A 17,516-nucleotide genomic window follows, 5' to 3' on the forward strand; every position below is an offset into this window, starting at 1 on the left:
ACTTAAGGACATGACCACGACTGTTACGCGCGCGGGCGGATTCGACACCGGACCCCTGTCCTGGGTGATCGGCGAGATCCGCGACGCGCTTGCCCGCTCCGGCGCCGCGGTGCGCGACGCCGCCGGCCGCGGCCCCGACGCCCAGCCGACCCTGCTGCTGCACGCCAAGACCCACCTGCACCAGGCGCACGGCGCGCTGCAGATGGTGGACGTGGAAGGCGTGGAAGCCTTGACCGGCGCCGCCGAGGCGCTGATCGACCGCTTCAAGGACGGCCTGCTGGCATGCACGCTTGATAACGCGAAGCTGCTGGACGCGGCCTACGGCGCCCTGGGCGAATACCTGGACGAGCTGCTGGCCGGCGCGCCGCAGCAGCCGGCGCGCTTGTTTCCCTACTACCGCGACCTGCTCGAACGCATGGGCGCCCCGCGTATCCATCCCTCCGACCTGCTGGTGCTGGACTTGTCCGCGCCGCCCGCCCTCGGCGAAGCGGCCGGCGCGCCGGTCGACTACGCGGCCTGCCGCGCGCGCTTCGAGAAGTCGCTCCTGCCTTACCTGAAGAGCAGCGAGCCGGAGGCGCTGCGCCTGCATGCCGTCGGCATGGCGGAAGCGATCGCGCCGCTCGGCGCCAGCCAGCAGGAAGGCCGCGCGCGCCTGTTCTGGCAGGCGATGCACGCCTTCGCCGCCGTGGTGGCCGAGGGCCAGGTGGCCAGCGACCTCTATGTGAAGCAGCTGTTCGGCCAGATTAACCTGCAGGTGCGCCGCCTGGCGCAGGGGCAGGGCGGCACGCCCGAGGCCATGTTGCGCGACGCCCTGTTCTTCGTTGCCGCCGCGCCGGCCCCGAGCCCGGACGGACCGGCCGCGCGCCTGCGCGCGCAGCTGGGCCTGGACGGCGCGGTGCCGGCCGACTATGCGCAGCGCCGCTACGGCAAGATCGATCCGGCCGCCCTCAAGGCCGCGCGCGAAGCGCTGGCGCGCAGCAAGTCGGACTGGGACCGCATCGCCACCGGGCGCGATGCCCAGGCCGGCGCGGACGTGGAACGCGACTTCAATGAGCAACTGGCCCAGCTGGCCGAAGCCAGCGAGAAGCTGGGCGCGCCCGCGCTGGCGCAGCTGCTGCGCGAACTGGGGCGGGCCGCCGCCGATTCGATGTCCTCGGGCCGCAGCGACCAGTTCGGCCTGGAGATGGCGGCCGCCATGCTGTTCGTCGAGAACGGCCTGGACCAGTTGCGTCAGCTGCCGGAGGACTTCGCCGAGAACGCCGAAGCCGTCGGCGCGCGCCTGCTGGCGCTGGCGGCCGGCGAGACGCCGCCCGACGCCGCCCATTGGCAGGGCGAACTGGCGCGCCAGATCCAGCAAGGCCAGACCGTGGCGGTGCTGGCGGCCGAGATCAAGAACGGCCTGCGCCAGATCGAAAAACTGCTCGACGAGTACTACGACGACCCGTCCAAACGCCAGGTGCTGGAGAGCAGCGCGCCGGTGCTGCACCAGCTGCAGGGCGCTTTCGCCATCCTCGACCTCGAGCAGGCGGTGCTGGCCACGCGCCACGTGGCCGAGGAGGTGCGCGCGCTCGCCTCCTTCGAGGGCGACGTGACCGACCAGCACGCCTCGCTGCACAACATCGCCCAGAACATCGGGGCGCTGGGCTTCCTCGCCGACCTGCTGGCCCAGGACAGTGAGGCGGCGAAAGCGCGTTTCCGCTTCGACGAGGACAAGCGCCTGCTGCGCGAGCTGCCTTATGAATTCGTCGCCCAGTCTCCGCAGGCCGCGCCGGTGCCCGCCGTGGAGCCTGCTGTCGAGACTGCCGTCGAGCCTGCGGTGGCGGCGCCGGCATCGCAGGACGAGGCGGCCGTCGAAGCCGAGCTGCTCGAGATCTTCCTGTCCGAAGCCAGGGAAGTGCTGGACTTCGTGGCCCAGACCCTGCCGCGCGCGGCGGACGAACCGGGCAACCAGGACACCCTGACCCTTCTGCGCCGCTCCTTCCATACGCTCAAGGGCAGCAGCCGGATGGTGAACCTCGAGGACTTCGCCGCCACGGCGGCGGCCATCGAGCGCACCATGAACCTGTGGCTGGCCGAAGGCCGCTCCGCCAGCGCCGACCTGCTGGCCCTGCTGGCCCATGCCCATGCCGAGCTGGATGCCTGGGTGGCCGAGCTGGCCGCCGGGCGCAAGCCCGCGCGCGACGGCGCCGTCCTGATCGCGGCCGCCCAGCGGGTGCAGGAGGGCGGTCCCTTCGAGCAGGGAGACGAGATTCCTTTGCTCGACACGGCCATCGCGCCGCCGGCGTCCGAACCGGAAGCGGCGCCCGCCGGCGCGCGCGAGGCCCCGCCCGCGCTGGCCGAGATCTACCTGGCCGAGGCCCAAGCCTTGTGCGACACCCTGGGCGCGGAATTCGACGCCTGGCGCCGCGCGCCGCACCGTACCGTGTCGCCGGAAGCCCTGACCGCCGCGCACACCCTGGCCGGCACGTCGGGCACGGTCGGCTACACCGCGCTGCGCGACGTGGCGCAGGCGCTGGAACTGAGCCTGGAGAAGCTGTCCACGCCGGGCGCCGCCATCGAGGACGGCCAGCTCGAGGCGCTGGACACCACGCTGGCGCGCATCCGCACCATGCTGCAGGTGTTCGCCCTGGGCGAGCTGGCGCCGGAGCAGCCCGACCTGCTGGCGCTGCTGGCGGGGCTGCGCGAGCGCGCGGCCAGCCAGCAGGCGGCTTCCGTCTATGGTGAGGCCGACCCCGCGCTGGCGGACAAGCTCGACGCGCTGTTCGCCGCCACCTACGACAGCCTGCTGGCCGCGCCGCCGGTGTTCGAGGCGCCGCCACCGGCGCCGGCGCCGGCCGCCGCCGGCGCGGCGGACGATGCCTTCGACGCCTTGTTCGACGATCCGTACGCGGCGCCGGCGCTGGTGCAGGCGCCCGCCGCCGACGAGGACGCGCCGTCCTTCGTGCCGGTGACGCCGGACGAAGCCGGACTGGCGGCGCCGCCGCCAGCGCTGCCGGTGACCGAGGCGCCGCTCGACGCCGAGGAGACGGAATTGCCGGCCACGCCGGTGTTCGGCGACGAGCTCGACCCCGATCTGCTGCCGGTGTTCCTGGAAGAGGCGGCCGACCTGCTGCCGCAGATCGGCCAGGGCCTGCGCCAGTGGCAGCAGCACCCGGAGGACCTCGGCATCGCCCAGGGCCTGCTGCGCGCCCTGCACACCATCAAGGGCAGCGCGCGCATGGCCGGCGCGATGCGCCTGGGCCAGCACATCCACGAGCTGGAAACCGAGGTCGAGGACATGCTGCAGGCGGGCCGCCCGGATCCCGCGGCCATCGACGAACTGCTGGCCAGCTACGACCAGGCGCTGCTGCTGTTCGAGCAGTTGCAGCAGCCGCGCGCGGTCCAGGCCCAGGCCCAGGACCAGGACCAGGCCGAGCTTCCTGCCGCCGCCGGGCAGCCGGGGGCGCGCTCGCCGCTGGTGCGCGTGCGCGCCGACATCCTCGACCGGGTGGTCAACCAGGCCGGCGAAGTGTCGATCACGCGCTCCAAGCTGGAAACCCAGGTCGGCGCCATCAAGGGCGCGCTGGGCGAGTTCTCGGACAACGTGGCGCGCCTGCGCCGCCAGTTGCGCGAGATAGAGATGCAGGCCGAGTCGCAGATCGCCTCGCGCCTGTCGATCGCGGGCGAGCGCGAGTTCGACCCGCTGGAATTCGACCGCTTCACCCGCCTGCAGGAGCTGACCCGCATGCTGGCCGAGAGCGTCAACGACGTGGCCTCCTTCCAGGACACCCTGGCGCGCACGGTGGACAGCGCCTCCGAGGAGCTGGCCGTGCAGTCGCGCCTGACGCGCGACCTGCAGCGTGACCTGATGCGGGTGCGCATGGTGCCTTTCGCCAGCCTGTCCGAGCGCCTGTACCGCCTGGCGCGCCAAGCCGCCAAGGAGACCGACAAGCGGGTCAACCTGGACATCCGCGGCGGCTCGGTCGAGGTCGACCGCAGCGTGCTGGAACAGATGGCCGCGCCTTTCGAACACCTGCTGCGCAACGCCATCGTGCACGGCATCGAGCCGCGCGCCCGGCGCCAGGCGGCGGGCAAGCCGGAGACCGGCGAGCTGCTGGTGCAGGTGAGCCAGCACGGCAACGAAGTCGTGATGCAGTTCAGCGACGACGGCGCCGGGCTGGATCTCGAGCGCATCCGCGCCAAGGCGCGCGACCTGCGCCTGCTGGGCGCGGCCGACCTGGTCTCGGACCAGGAGGCGGCCGAGCTGATCTTCGCACCCGGCTTCTCGACCGCCGATACGCTCACCGAGCTGGCCGGGCGCGGCGTCGGCATGGACGTGGTGCGCTCCGAGGCCCAGGCCCTGGGCGGGCGCGTGACGGTCGAATCGACGCCGGGCGCGGGCACCCGCTTCACCATCCACCTGCCGCTCACCCTGGCGGTGGCCCAGGTGGTGCTGGTGGAGCACGGCGGGCGCACCTATGCGATTCCGGCGACCCTGGTCGAGCAGATGCAGCAGGTGCGCGAGGCGGACCTGGCCGCGGCGCAGAGCGACGGCCGGATCGCGCTGGGAAGCGAGACCCTGCCGCTGTACGACCTGCCCGGCCTGCTGGGCGAGGACGAGGGAGGCACGCCGCTGCAGCGTTCCAATCCGGTCATGGTCCTCAACAGCGGCAGCCGGCGCGTGGCCTTGCACATCGGCGAGGTGGTGGGCAACCGCGAAGTGGTGGTCAAGAACATCGGGCCGCAACTGTCGCGGGTGGCGGGGATCGCCGGGGCGACGGTGCTGGGCTCGGGAGAGATCGTGCTGATCCTCGACCCGGTGGCGCTGGCCCAGCAGCCGGCGGCGCGCGGGGTGTCGCCGGCGCAGGCCCAGCCCATGGCGGCGCAGGCCAGGCGCGCCACCATCATGGTGGTGGACGATTCGCTGACGGTGCGCAAGGTGACCCAGCGCCTGCTGGAGCGGGAAGGCTACGAGGTGGTGCTGGCCAAGGATGGCGTCGAGGCGCTGGAGCTGGTGGAGCAGGGCGTGCCCGACCTGATGCTGGTCGATATCGAGATGCCGAGGATGGATGGCTTCGACCTGACGCGCCAGATCCGGGGCAATGCCCAGACCGCGGCGCTGCCGATCATCATGATCACCTCGCGCACGGCGGACAAGCACCGCAACTATGCGCTCGGGCTGGGGGTGAACGCCTATTTCGGCAAGCCCTACCAGGAAGACGTGCTGCTGGCGGCGATCGGGAGCTTGCTGGGACAGGACGAGCAGTAGGCGGCGGTGCAAACTTGGGTTCCCGCCTCCGCGGGAACGACGTTTGAATGCCGCAGGTCGGCATGAGCAATGTTAGTACGGGTCCCTCGAACGTCGTTCCCGCGGAGGCGGGAACCCAAGTTTGCCGGCACGCCACCGTCCTACTCGTCAGCCACCTTTTTCACCACGCCGAACCTCTCCAGTGTCCGCTTGCGCGCCGCATCGTGATCGACCACCGGGGCCGGGTAGGTCTTGCCCAGCACCACGCCCTTGGCCTTCAGGGTGTCCGGCGCCGCCAGCCAGGGCGCGTGGATCTCCTTCGCATCCAGCGCCCGGAGTTCCGGCAGCATGCGCCGGATGAAGTCGCCGCGCGCGTCGAATTTCTGCGACTGCGTCACCGGGTTGAAGATCCTGAACCACGGCTGGGCGTCGCAGCCCGTCGAGGCCGCCCATTGCCAGCCGCCGTTGTTGGACGCCATGTCGTAGTCGTTCAGCTTGAGCGCGAAGTAGCGCTCCCCGCGCCGCCAGTCGATCCCGAGATCCTTCACCAGGAAGCTGGCGGTCACCATGCGCAGCCGGTTGTGCATGAAACCCGTCCGGTTGAGCTGCGCCATCGCCGCGTCCACCAGTGGATAGCCGGTGCGGCCCTCGCACCAGGCGGCGAACAGCGCCTCGGCCTCGGGGCCATCCTCCCAGCGCACGGCGTCGAAGGCCGGCTTGAAGGAGCGCGTGGCGACCTGCGGATTGCGGTAGAGAATCATCGCGTAGAAGTCGCGCCAGATCAGCTCCGACAGCCAGACCGCCGCGCCTTCGCCGCCGCGCCCCGCGTCGATCATCTGGCGCGCCGTGCGCACCAGGTGGCGCACCGAGGTGGTCCCGAAGCGCAGGTGGGCCGACAGCCGCGAGGTCGCGTCCTCGGCCGGGAAATCGCGCGCCCGGCCGTAATCGGCCAGCAGCTCGAGGAAGTCCTCGAACATCGTTTCCGCGCCTTCCATGCCGGCGGGCAAGGGCGGCTCGCCATCCTCGAAGCCGATCTCGGCCAGGGCCGGCAGTCGGGCTGGGCCCTGCGGCGCGGCGAAAGCATGCGCGCAGGCATCGACCGGGTAGGCCGCCAGGGTGTCCGGCATCGCTGCCAGGCGCTTGAGCCAGGCGTTCTTGTAGGGCGTGAAGACGGAAAACGGCTGGCCCATCTGGGTCAGCACCTCATCCTTGGCGAAAATGACCTGATCCTTGTGGCTGAGAAAGCCGCATCCTCGGGACAAGAGCTGTTCAGCCACCTGTGCGTCGCGTTCGATGGCATCCGGCTCATAATCCTCGTTAACGTAGACGGCATCCACGCCCAGCTCTTCGGCCAGTGCCGGAATCGCGTCGACCGCGCGCCCGTGGCGCACGATCAGGTAACCGCCCAGGCGGCGCAGTTCCCCATCCAGGCTGGCCAGGCTGGCATGGATGAAACGCAGGCGCGCATCGTCGCGCGGCAGCCCCGCCAGGATGTCGGTGTCATACACGAACGCGCAGTACACGCTGCCGGAAGTGGCCAGGGCCTGGTACAGGGCGGCCTGGTCGAAGGCCCGAAGGTCGCGTCGGAACCAGACCAAAGTCTTGTTATTTTTCATCATTGTGCTCGAAGTCAAGGCAGCGCCGATTGTAGCGGCGAGGATAGGCGCAGCAGGACCCCGGAATGAGGATGCTTCAATGGTCAGCGGGTCAAATCAGTGTAAACTATCGAAAAGCATAATGTTGTTGGCTGGAATAAGGTTGTCTGAATACCAAGCTTGAGCCTGAGCGGTCGTTCAACCAGAGTGAGCCCTGTGAGAGTACGCGTATGAAAAAAAGCAAAGTTGGCAAAACTCTACCCATGCCCGGTATGCCCCCGGAACAGGACGATACGCTGGCGATGCCCGGGCCCGCACCCTCGGGCCTGAACCTGGCGAATCACTTCCTGATCGCCATGCCGACCATCCAGGATCCGATCTTCGGCGGCACCGTGGTCTACGTCTGCGAGCACAACGAGAAGGGCGTGCTGGGCGTGGTCATCAACAAGCCGACCGACATGACCATGGACGTCCTGTTCGACCGCATCGACCTCAAGCTGGCCGAAGGCCTGCGCTCGAGCGTGGTCAACGAGCCGATCATGTTCGGCGGCCCGGTCCAGGACGACCGTGGCTTCGTGCTGCATTCGCCCGGCGGACGCTATTCGTCCTCGCTCAACGTCACCGAGGACGTCGCCTTCACCACCTCCATCGACGTGCTCGAGGCCGTGGCCAGCGGCGGCGGCCCCAAGCGCATGCTGGTGTCGATCGGCTACGCCGGCTGGAGCCCGGGCCAGCTCGAAGAGGAAATCGCCCGCAACGGCTGGCTGACCGTGGGCGCCGACGCCCGCGTGCTGTTCGACCTGCCGATCGAAGAACGCTATACCGCCGCCATCAAACTGCTGGGAATCGACCCCCTGATGCTCGCCTCCGAAGCCGGCCATGCGTAATGGTTGACATCGTTCTCGGCTTCGACTTCGGTGTCAAGCGTATCGGCATTGCCATGGGCAACACCCTGACCGGGCAAGCCCAGCCTCTGACCGTCATCAAGGCGCTCGACAATGCAACCCGGTTCAAGGTCATCGGCGACCTGATCGACGAATGGCGTCCGGCGCGCCTGGTCGTGGGCGAGCCGCGCCATCCCGATGGCGCCGAGCACGACATGACCATGCGTTCGCGCCGCTTCGCCAACCAGCTCCACGGCCGCTTCAATCTGCCGGTCGAGCTGGTCGACGAGCGCTATTCCTCGGCCGTGATTCCCGCCAAACGCGGCGAAGTCATCGACGCCAAGGCGGCCGCCATCATTTTGCAACAATACTTTGACGATCATGCCAACATCTAAACCCGATTACGACGCCGAAGCGCTCTACCGCGAGCTGCTGGGCCAGGTGCGCGCCGGCCTGGACGGCGTGCGCGACGCCGCCATCGTCGGCATCCACTCCGGCGGCGCCTGGCTGGCCGAACGCCTGGCGCGCGACCTCGACCTGGGCGCGCGCCTGGGCTCGATCGACGTCTCGTTCTACCGCGACGACTACGCCAAGAAGGGCCTGCACCCGGACGTCAAGCCGACCCACATCCGCTTCCCGGTCGACGGCGCCACCATCGTGCTGGTCGACGACGTGCTGCAGACCGGCCGCACGGTGCGCGCCGCGATCAACGTGCTGTTCGACTACGGCCGCCCGGCGGCCATCCGCCTGGCCGCCCTGGCCGACCGCGGCGGACGCGAACTGCCGGTGGCCGCGGACTTCGTGGGCACCCGCGCCACCCTGGGGCCGAACCAGTCGCTGTCGCTGCAGCGCGACGACGCCGGCCAACTCTCGCTCACCATCGAAGAAGACACTGCCGCACATGCATAACCCGCAACTGAACACACACGGCGAGCTGCAGCACCTGCTCACCATCGAGGGACTGAAGAAGTCGCACATCGATCACATCCTCGACACCGCGTCGAGCTTCGTCAGCATCTCGGACCGCGAGGTGAAGAAGGTGCCGCTCATGCGCGGCAAGAGCGTGTTCAACCTGTTCTTCGAAAACTCGACCCGCACCCGCACCACCTTCGAGATCGCCTCCAAGCGCCTGTCGGCCGACGTGATCAACCTGAACATCCAGGCCTCCTCGACCGCCAAGGGCGAATCGCTGCTGGACACCATCGACAACCTGTCGGCCATGCACGCCGACATGTTCGTGGTGCGCCACGCGCAGTCGGGCGCGCCCTACCTGATCGCCCAGCACCTGAACCGCACCAAACAGTCCCACGTGCACGTGGTGAACGCGGGCGACGGGCGCCACGCGCACCCGACCCAGGGCCTGCTCGACATGTACACGATCCGCCACTACAAGAAGGATTTCACCAACCTGCGCGTGGCCATCGTGGGCGACATCCTGCACAGCCGCGTGGCGCGCTCGGACATCCACGCCCTGACCACCCTGGGCGTGCCGGAAGTGCGCGCCATCGGCCCGCATACCCTGCTGCCGGGCGGCCTGGAACAGATGGGCGTGCGCCTGTTCACCAACATCGACGAAGGCCTGAAGGACGTCGATGTCATCATCATGCTGCGCCTGCAGAACGAACGCATGAGCGGAGCGCTGCTGCCCTCGGCCCAGGAATACTTCAAGAGCTACGGCCTGACCCCGGAACGCCTGGCCCTGGCCAAGCCGGACGCGATCGTGATGCACCCCGGCCCGATGAACCGCGGCGTCGAGATCGACTCGGCGGTGGCGGACGGCAGCCAGGCGGTGATTCTTCCCCAGGTCACCTTCGGCATCGCGGTACGCATGGCAGTCATGAGCATTTTGGCAGGAGGCAGGACTTGAACTTCGCACGGATGAAACTTCATATCAAGAACGGGCGACTGATCGACCCGGCGCAGGGCATCGACGCAACCCAGGACCTTTTCATCGCCGACGGCAAGATCGCCGCGATCGGCAGCGCTCCGGCCGGCTTCGCGGCGGACCAGACCATCGACGCGGCCGGCCTGGTGGTCGCCCCCGGCCTGGTCGACCTCTCGGCGCGCCTGCGCGAGCCGGGTTATGAATACAAGGCCACGCTGGAATCGGAAATGCAGGCCGCCATGCAGGGCGGCGTGACCACCCTGGTGTGCCCGCCCGACACCGATCCGGTGCTGGACGAGCCGGGCCTGGTGGAGATGCTCAAGCACCGCGCGCGCATCCTGAACCAGGCCCACGTGCATCCGCTGGGCGCGCTCACCGTGGGCCTGAAGGGCCAGGCCCTGACCGAGATGGCCGAACTCACCGAAGCCGGCTGCATCGGCTTCGCCCAGGCCGAAGAGCCTATCCTCGACACCACCGTGCTGCTGCGCGCCATGCAGTACGCCAAGACCTTCGGCTACACCGTCTGGCTGCGTCCGCAGGACCCGCACATCGGCCGCGGCGGCGTGGCCCACAGCGGCCCGCTGGCCTCGCGCCTGGGCCTGTCGGGCGTGCCGGTGATGTCCGAGACCATCGCCCTGCACACCATCTTCGAACTGATGCGCGCCACCGGCGCCCGCGTGCACCTGTGCCGGATGTCCTCGGCGGCCGGCCTGGAGCTGGTCAAGGCGGCCAAGAAGGAAGGCCTGCCGGTCACCTGCGACGTCGGCGTGCACCACCTGCACATGACCGACGCCGACATCGGCTTCTTCGACTCCAACGCTCGCCTGACTCCGCCGCTGCGCGCCCAGCGCGACCGCGACGCGATCCGCGCCGCGCTGCTGGACGGCACCGTGGACGCGGTGTGCTCGGACCACACCCCGGTCGACGACGACGAGAAGCTGCTGCCCTTCGGCGAAGCCTCGCCCGGCGCCACCGGCCTGGAATTGCTGCTGGCCCTGATGCTCAAGTGGGCCGGCGAACAGCAGGGCCAGGACGCGCTGCCGCGCGCGCTCGCCAAGGTCACGGTCGACGCCGCGCGCGTCGCCGGCCTGCCGGCGGGTTCGCTGGCGGTGGGCGCCGCGGCCGACGTGGTGCTGTTCGATCCCGCGCTGCGCTGGACCGTCAACGGCGCGGCCCTGGCCAGCCAGGGCAAGCACACGCCTTTCCTCGGCTACGAGCTGGCGGGGCAGGTGCGCGCCACCATCGTGCGTGGCCAGGTCGCGTTCCAGCGCTGACCGGCGCCGGCCTGCGCGCGCCGCCGCATTGCGCGGCGCGCGCGGCCATCATTCCTTGATTCCGACTTGAAGATCCGCCTCGCCTGGCGCCTCGCGCGCGTCGCCGTCCACCTGATCGAAGGCCTGGTCAGGGCCGGGCTGGTATTCCCCATCGTTCCGCTGCGCGAGCGCGAGCGCATGACCCGTTCCTGGTCGCGCCGCCTGCTGCGCCTGTGCCGCATCGAGGTCGAGCAGGCGCCAGGGGCGCCGGTGCTCGAGCACGCGCTGATCGTGGCCAACCACGTGTCCTGGCTCGACATCTTCGTCATCAACGCCCTGCATCCGTGCCGCTTCGTGGCCAAGGCCGAGATCCGCGGCTGGCAGGTGCTAGGCTGGCTGGCTGCGGCGGCCGGCACGGTGTTCATCGCGCGCGGCAACCGGCGCGAACTGCGCCATGTGTTCAAGGGGCTGGTCGAGGTGCTGCAGCAGGGGCAGCGAGTGGCCCTGTTCCCGGAAGGGACGACCGGAAGGCAGGGGGAGGTGCTGCCCTTCCACGCCAACCTGTTCGAGGCGGCGATCGATGCCGGGGTGCCGGTGCAGCCCTACGCGCTGGCGTATGTGGACGAGCGTGGGGCCTATCATCCCTCGGTCGACTACGTGGGGGACACGAGCTTTGTGGACAGCCTGTTCACTGTGCTCCAGGGGCCACCGATCCGCGCCCGCCTGAGCTGCCTGCCGGCGCTCGGCAGCGAAGGGGCGCACCGGAGGGAGTTGGCGCAGCAGGCGCAGGACGCGGTGGCTGGTCAGTTGCAGGCGCGCTGAGCGGCGGGGTCGGCCTAAAGCGGTTGTGCGTCACAACCGCAGTCGATAGCTCAAATTTTCATTGTTAGCGTCAAAGCCGTCATTCCCGCGCAGGCGGGAATCCAAGTTCTGCGTGCGCCGACGAGACGCTGGCAAACTTGGATTCCCGCCTGCGCGGGAATGACGTGTTTTGGCTAACAGGCGTGGCAAACGCTATCGCATGCTTGGGAGGCCGGGCGGCTTCACTTCTTCCCGCCATGCTCCTGATACTCGGGGCAATCCACCTGCAACAGCGACCGGTCATCCAAACACACCGCCGTCAGCTTCCCGCCCCACACGCAGCCGCTGTCCAGCCCCACCAGATTCGGCCTGAGCACCAGCCCCAGCGCCGACCAGTGCCCGAACACCACGGTCACATCGGCCGTGCGCCGCTGCGGCAGGACGAACCAGGGCAGCAGCCCCGAGCCTTCCGGCCCCGTCCCGCTTTCCTTGTGCTCGAAATCCATGCTCCCATCCGGCGCGCACAGCCGCATGCGCGTAAGCGCGTTGACGATGCAGCGCAGGCGCGCCATGCCGGTCAAGCCGTCGTCCCAGCGCGCCGGCTGGTTGCCGTACATCTCGCGCAGGAAATCGATCCAGCCCTCGCCGCGCAGCGCCGCCTCGACCTCGCCGGCCAGGGCCATGGTCTGGGCCGCGTCCCACTGCGGCGGCACGCCGGCGTGCACCAAAAGGTGGGCGTCGACGAACATCGCCAGCGGGCGCCGGCGCAGCCAGGCGATCAGCTCGTCGCGGTCGGGCGCGGCCAGGATCTCGTCCAGGGTGTCGGAGCGGCTGACGCGCTGCGCCCCCACCGCCACCGCGATCAGGTGCAGGTCGTGGTTGCCGAGCAGGGCCTCGACCCGGCCATTGCTGGATTCGGACAGCGCCTTCATGCGCCGCAGCGCGGTCAGGGAATCGGGGCCGCGGTTGATCAGGTCGCCCACGAAGAGAATGCGCGCCTCGCCGCCCGCATCCTCGTGGATGCGGTCGAGCAGCAGCTGGGCTTCGTGGGCGCAGCCCTGGAGGTCGCCGATGGCATAGGTTTTCATGTTCTTGTCCGGCACAGGACTGCCAGGCCCTGCCGCCTTGTCGATGGTTGGAATCGAGATCACGTAGAATGGCTGGTGAACTCATAGCTTTGGCGGATACTAAATGATTTTGGTCACTGGCGGTGCCGGTTTTATCGGGGCAAATTTCATTTTGGACTGGCTGGCCCAGTCGGATGAGCCCGTCGTCAATCTCGACAAGCTCACCTATGCGGGCAACCTGGAGAACCTCGCAAGCCTGCAGGACGACCCCCGCCACGTCTTCGTGCGCGGCGACATCGGCGACGGCGAACTGGTGGCGCAACTGCTGCGCCAGTACCGGCCGCGCGCGATCCTGCACTTCGCGGCCGAGAGCCACGTCGACCGCTCGATTCTCGCGCCGGGCGAATTCGTGCAGACCAATGTCCAGGGCACCTTGTCGCTGCTGGAAGCAGCGCGCGCCCACGTGGCCGGCCTGAGCGGCGAGGAACGCGCCGCGTTCCGCTTCCTGCACGTGTCCACCGACGAAGTCTACGGCAGCCTGGGGCCGCAGGATCCGGCTTTCTCCGAAACCACGCCCTATGCGCCGAACAGCCCCTACGCCGCCTCGAAGGCCGCCTCGGACCACCTGGTGCGCGCCTACCACCATACCTATGGCCTGGCGACCCTGACCACGAACTGCTCGAACAACTACGGCCCCTACCAGTTCCCCGAGAAGCTGATTCCCCTGATGATCGCCAACGCGCTCGCCGGCAAGCCGCTGCCGGTGTATGGCGACGGCCAGCAGGTGCGCGACTGGCTGTATGTGGGCGACCACTGCGCGGCCATCCGCCGCGTGCTCGAGGCGGGCAAACCCGGCGAGGTGTACAACGTGGGCGGCTCGAGCGAAATGACCAACCTCAAGGTGGTGGGCACGCTCTGCGATATCCTCGACCGGCTCGTACCGGCGGCCCACAGCCGGCACGAGCAGATCGCCTTCGTGGCCGATCGTCCCGGCCACGACCGGCGCTATGCGATCGACGCCGGCAAGATCCGCCGCGAGCTCGGCTGGGAGCCCGCGCACAGCTTCGCCGCCGGCCTCGAGGACACCGTGCGCTGGTACCTGGCGCATGGCGACTGGGTCAGCCATGTCCAGACCGGCGCCTACCTGGAGTGGGTCGAACGCAATTACGGCAAGCGAGGGGAGGTAGCATGAGCACAGGCACAGCGCGCACCAGGCGCCGCGGCATCATCCTGGCCGGCGGCTCGGGCACCCGGCTGTATCCGATGACGGTGGCCGTGTCCAAGCAACTGCTGCCGGTCTATGACAAGCCGATGATCTATTACCCGATCACCACGCTGATGCTGGCAGGGATACGCGACATCCTGGTCATCTCCACGCCCCAGGACTTGCCGCGCTTCCAGCAACTGCTGGGCGACGGCAGCCAGTGGGGCCTGAACTTCCAGTACGCGGTCCAGCCCTCGCCGGACGGCCTGGCCCAGGCCTACCTGATCGGCCGCCAGTTCGTGAACGGCGAGCCCTCGGCCCTGATCCTCGGCGACAACCTGTATTACGGTAACGGTCTCGAACAAAGCCTGGCGGCGGCCGCCGCCCGCGAGGAGGGCGCCACCGTGTTCGCTTACCACGTGCTCGATCCGCAGCGCTATGGCGTGGTGGAATTCGACGCCAAGTTCCGCGCCCTCTCAATCGAGGAAAAGCCGGCCCAGCCCAAGTCCAATTACGCCGTCACCGGCCTGTATTTCTACGACGGCCAGGCCAGCGACATCGCGGCCTCCATCCGTCCTTCGGGCCGGGGCGAGCTGGAGATCACCGACGTCAACCGCACCTATCTCGAGGCCGGCACCCTGCAGGTCGAGCTGATGGGGCGCGGCTTCGCCTGGCTCGATACCGGCACCTGCGATTCCCTGCTGGACGCCTCGCAGTTCATTTCGACCATCGAGCACCGCCAGGGCCTCAAGATCGGCGTGCCGGAAGAGGTCGCCTATCGGCGCGGCTACATCGACGCCGGCGACCTGGAGCGCCTGGCCGAGCCGCTCAAGAAGAGCGGATACGGCCAGTACCTGATGCGCGTGCTGGGCGACCGGGTGCCCAGATGAACTGCACGCCGACCGCGCTCGAGGGCGTGCTGCTGCTCGAACCGCAGGTGTTCGACGACGAGCGCGGCTTCTTCTTCGAGAGCTACAACGCGCGGCGCTTTCGCGAGGCGGCCGGCTTCGAGCCGGTGTTCGTGCAGGACAACCACTCGAAGTCGCGGCGCGGCGTGGTGCGCGGCCTGCATTACCAGGTCAGCGTCCCCCAGGGCAAGCTGGTGCGGGTGATCGCTGGCGCCGTCTACGACGTGGTGGTCGATCTGCGCGCCGCCTCGCCCAGCTTCGGGCGCTGGATCGGCACCGAGCTCTCGGCCGCCAACCGGCGCCAGCTCTGGGTGCCGCCCGGCTGCGCCCACGGCTTCCTCACCCTCAGCGAGGAGGCCGAGTGCCTGTACAAGACCACCGAGTTCTGGTCGCCCGCGCACGAGCGCACCCTGCTGTGGAACGACCCCGCCCTCGCCATCGCCTGGCCGCTGCAGGGCGAGCCCATCCTGTCGGCCAAGGACCGCGAAGGCGTGCCGCTGGCCCGGGCCGAGGTGTTCCGGTGAAGATCCTGCTCACCGGGGCGGACGGCCAGGTCGGCTACGAGCTGCTGCGCTGCCTGCAGGGCTTGGGCGAGATCGTCGCCTGCAACCGCGCGCGCCTCGACCTCGCCGACCTCGATGCCGTGCGTGACGCCGTGCGTGCCCTGCGCCCCGACCTGATCGTCAACGCCGCCGCCTACACGGCGGTGGACCGCGCCGAGAGCGAGCCCGAGCTGGCGCTGCGCGTCAACGCCCAGGCGCCGGGCGTGATGGCCCTGCAGGCGCGCGAGGTGGGGGCGGCCCTGGTCCATTTTTCGACCGATTACGTGTTCAGCGGCGACAAGGAAGGCCCCTACACCGAAGGCGACCGCGCCAGCCCGATCAATGTGTATGGCGAAACCAAGCTGCTGGGCGAGCAGGCCATCATCGCCTCCGGTGCACCCTACCTGATCCTGCGCACCAGCTGGGTCTACGGCATGCGCGGGAATAACTTCCTGCGCACGATGCTGCGCCTGGCGGCCGAGCGCGAGGAAGTGCGCGTGGTCGACGACCAGGTCGGCGCGCCGACCTGGAGCCGCACCGTGGCCCAGACCACGGCCCACATCCTGGTCCAGGCCCAGGCCGGCGGCCCCAGGTGGTGGCGCGAGCAGCGCGGCACCTACCACTTGGCCGCCCAGGGCGAAACCAGCTGGGCCGGATTCGCCCAAGCGATCATGGAAGAAAGCGGCAGCGCCTGCCGCGTGGCGCCGATTCCCTCCAGCGCCTATCCGGCCGCCGCGCGGCGGCCCCGCAATTCGCGTCTGGATTGCAGCAAGCTGACCCAGCGTTTTTGCCGTCTGCCGGATTGGCGCGAGTCGCTCGCGCTGTGCATGCACTAGCGTGCCAGGGCCGGCGCCCGATTGACTCAGTTCCAAGCGCGGCGGCGCGATTCTCGGCGCATGCGGATTTGCTCTGCCGTTCCGGTACAATGGGTTCCGAATTTCCTCCTTGATAAGAGTGCCGTGCTGTTCCAAGCCCGTCGACGGAAAGCGGGTAAAGCATGAGCGCCGAAAGAAAATAATAATATGTTCTCATTCTTCGTCAGCTTCCTGTCCGGAGCAGTGCTGACTCTGCTGGTGATTAAGTTCGCCAAACGATTCGGGATGGCCCTCGACAGCGATATCGACGGCGTCCAGAAAGTCCACACCCACGCGGTGGCCCGCATCGGCGGCGTGCCGATCTTTTTGGCGGTCCTGACGGCGGCCGGCATTACCGTGTTCAGGGAGCCGGAAATGGCGCCGTGGATGATGGGATTGATCGCCTGCGGCGCGATTGCGCTGTCGGGCGGTATTGCCGAGGATCTCACCGGCAGGGTGGCGCCATCGCGCCGCCTGCTGCTGACGATGTTCGCCGCGCTGCTGGCTTATCTGCTGCTCGATGCGCGCCTGGACCGTATCGATTTTCCCTGGGGCGTGATGCCGCTGGAATCGGTATGGATCGTGCTGCCGCTGACGGTGCTGGCGGTATCGGGTATCGCCAATGCCGTGAATATCATCGACGGCTTCAACGGACTGGCCAGTGTGGTCAGCATTTTCATGCTGATCTCGCTCGCTTATGTCGCGTTTCAGGTCGGCGACATGTATGTGCTGGTGATGGCGTTGACGGTGGCCGGCGCCACGGCCGGCTTCCTGATCTGGAATTATCCGGTGGGCCTGATATTCCTGGGCGACGGCGGCGCCTACTTCATCGGCTTTCTGCTGGCCGAGCTGACCCTGCTGCTGGTGATGCGCAATCCCGAAGTGTCGACCTGGTATGCGGCATTGCTGCTGATTTATCCTGCTTTCGAAACCATATTTTCCGCCTATCGCAGAATGTTTGTGCGAGGTAAGTCGCCGGCGATGCCCGATGGAATACATTTACATAGCCTGATATTCCGCCGTATTGTGCAATGGACGGTAGGATCGCGCGAAGCACGGGCTTTGATGAAACGCAATGCGCGCACTTCTCCATATTTATGGCTGTTTTCTCTGATGGCGGTGATACCGGCAACCGTGTTATGGGAAAATACTGGCTGGTTGATGTTCTTCAGTTTGTTGTTTATTATCAGTTACGTCTGGTTGTATGTACGTATTGTTCGATTTAAGTCCCCGCGCTGGCTTTTTTTACGCAAGAAGGACTAGCTCTCAGATATTGATGTTAGTATATTGCGAGAA

At 68.2% G+C, this 17,516-nt stretch carries 14 protein-coding genes; 12 read left to right on the forward strand and 2 right to left on the reverse strand.

Features of this window, described 5'->3' with window-relative positions; all coding sequences use genetic code 11:
• Window positions 1-10 precede the first annotated feature (10 nt).
• Complete coding sequence (locus B0920_RS16895; protein WP_078033823.1) at window positions 11-5,248, forward strand: Hpt domain-containing protein; 5,238 nt, start codon at window positions 11-13, stop codon at window positions 5,246-5,248.
• A 140-nt stretch (window positions 5,249-5,388) separates the two neighbouring features.
• Here the strand turns inward: B0920_RS16895 and B0920_RS16900 are convergent, their stop codons facing one another.
• Complete coding sequence (locus B0920_RS16900) at window positions 5,389-6,843, reverse strand: deoxyribodipyrimidine photo-lyase (RefSeq protein WP_078033824.1); 1,455 nt, start codon at window positions 6,841-6,843, stop codon at window positions 5,389-5,391.
• A gap of 242 nt (window positions 6,844-7,085) precedes the next feature.
• Between B0920_RS16900 and B0920_RS16905 the strand changes: the two genes are divergently transcribed.
• From B0920_RS16905 to B0920_RS16930, 6 genes are all read left to right on the forward strand, one after another.
• Window positions 7,086-7,709 carry a YqgE/AlgH family protein gene (locus B0920_RS16905; protein ID WP_373887903.1) on the forward strand — a complete coding sequence of 208 codons (624 nt, stop codon included), beginning with the start codon at window positions 7,086-7,088 and terminating at the stop codon, window positions 7,707-7,709.
• Window positions 7,709-8,101, forward strand: a complete 393-nt coding sequence (ruvX, locus tag B0920_RS16910; RefSeq protein WP_078033826.1) for a Holliday junction resolvase RuvX — start codon at window positions 7,709-7,711, stop codon at window positions 8,099-8,101. Before B0920_RS16905 ends, ruvX begins: the two co-directional genes overlap by 1 nt.
• Entirely contained in the window at window positions 8,088-8,615 is a 528-nt protein-coding gene (gene pyrR / locus B0920_RS16915; protein ID WP_078033827.1) for a bifunctional pyr operon transcriptional regulator/uracil phosphoribosyltransferase PyrR, read from the forward strand. Before ruvX ends, pyrR begins: the two co-directional genes overlap by 14 nt.
• Window positions 8,608-9,573: an aspartate carbamoyltransferase catalytic subunit gene (locus B0920_RS16920; RefSeq protein WP_078033828.1), complete on the forward strand. Its 966-nt coding sequence runs from the start codon at window positions 8,608-8,610 to the stop codon at window positions 9,571-9,573. Before pyrR ends, B0920_RS16920 begins: the two co-directional genes overlap by 8 nt.
• 11 nt (window positions 9,574-9,584) lie before the next feature.
• Window positions 9,585-10,865, forward strand: coding sequence for a dihydroorotase (locus B0920_RS16925; protein ID WP_078033829.1), 1,281 nt, complete (start codon window positions 9,585-9,587; stop codon window positions 10,863-10,865).
• Window positions 10,866-10,931: 66 nt separating this feature from the next.
• A complete protein-coding gene (locus B0920_RS16930; RefSeq protein WP_078033830.1) occupies window positions 10,932-11,666 on the forward strand; it encodes a 1-acyl-sn-glycerol-3-phosphate acyltransferase in 735 nt (244 codons plus the stop codon).
• A 221-nt stretch (window positions 11,667-11,887) separates the two neighbouring features.
• Here the strand turns inward: B0920_RS16930 and B0920_RS16935 are convergent, their stop codons facing one another.
• Window positions 11,888-12,733, reverse strand: a complete 846-nt coding sequence (locus B0920_RS16935) for a symmetrical bis(5'-nucleosyl)-tetraphosphatase (protein ID WP_078033831.1) — start codon at window positions 12,731-12,733, stop codon at window positions 11,888-11,890.
• 103 nt (window positions 12,734-12,836) lie between these two features.
• Here B0920_RS16935 and rfbB point away from each other — a divergent pair, with 103 nt between their 5' ends.
• The 5 genes from rfbB (at window position 12,837) to B0920_RS16960 (ending at window position 17,483) form a co-directional block, all read left to right on the forward strand.
• Entirely contained in the window at window positions 12,837-13,904 is a 1,068-nt protein-coding gene (gene rfbB, locus B0920_RS16940; protein ID WP_078033832.1) for a dTDP-glucose 4,6-dehydratase, read from the forward strand.
• A complete protein-coding gene (gene rfbA, locus B0920_RS16945; RefSeq protein WP_078033833.1) occupies window positions 13,901-14,806 on the forward strand; it encodes a glucose-1-phosphate thymidylyltransferase RfbA in 906 nt (301 codons plus the stop codon). Before rfbB ends, rfbA begins: the two co-directional genes overlap by 4 nt.
• A complete protein-coding gene (gene rfbC / locus B0920_RS16950; RefSeq protein WP_078033834.1) occupies window positions 14,803-15,348 on the forward strand; it encodes a dTDP-4-dehydrorhamnose 3,5-epimerase in 546 nt (181 codons plus the stop codon). Before rfbA ends, rfbC begins: the two co-directional genes overlap by 4 nt.
• Complete coding sequence (gene rfbD / locus B0920_RS16955; RefSeq protein WP_078033836.1) at window positions 15,345-16,202, forward strand: dTDP-4-dehydrorhamnose reductase; 858 nt, start codon at window positions 15,345-15,347, stop codon at window positions 16,200-16,202. Before rfbC ends, rfbD begins: the two co-directional genes overlap by 4 nt.
• Window positions 16,203-16,388: 186 nt before the next feature.
• Complete coding sequence (locus B0920_RS16960) at window positions 16,389-17,483, forward strand: glycosyltransferase (RefSeq protein ID WP_078033837.1); 1,095 nt, start codon at window positions 16,389-16,391, stop codon at window positions 17,481-17,483.
• Window positions 17,484-17,516 lie beyond the last annotated feature (33 nt).

Origin of the sequence: Massilia sp. KIM, from assembly GCF_002007115.1 — a bacterium.
GTDB lineage: Bacteria > Pseudomonadota > Gammaproteobacteria > Burkholderiales > Burkholderiaceae_D > Telluria.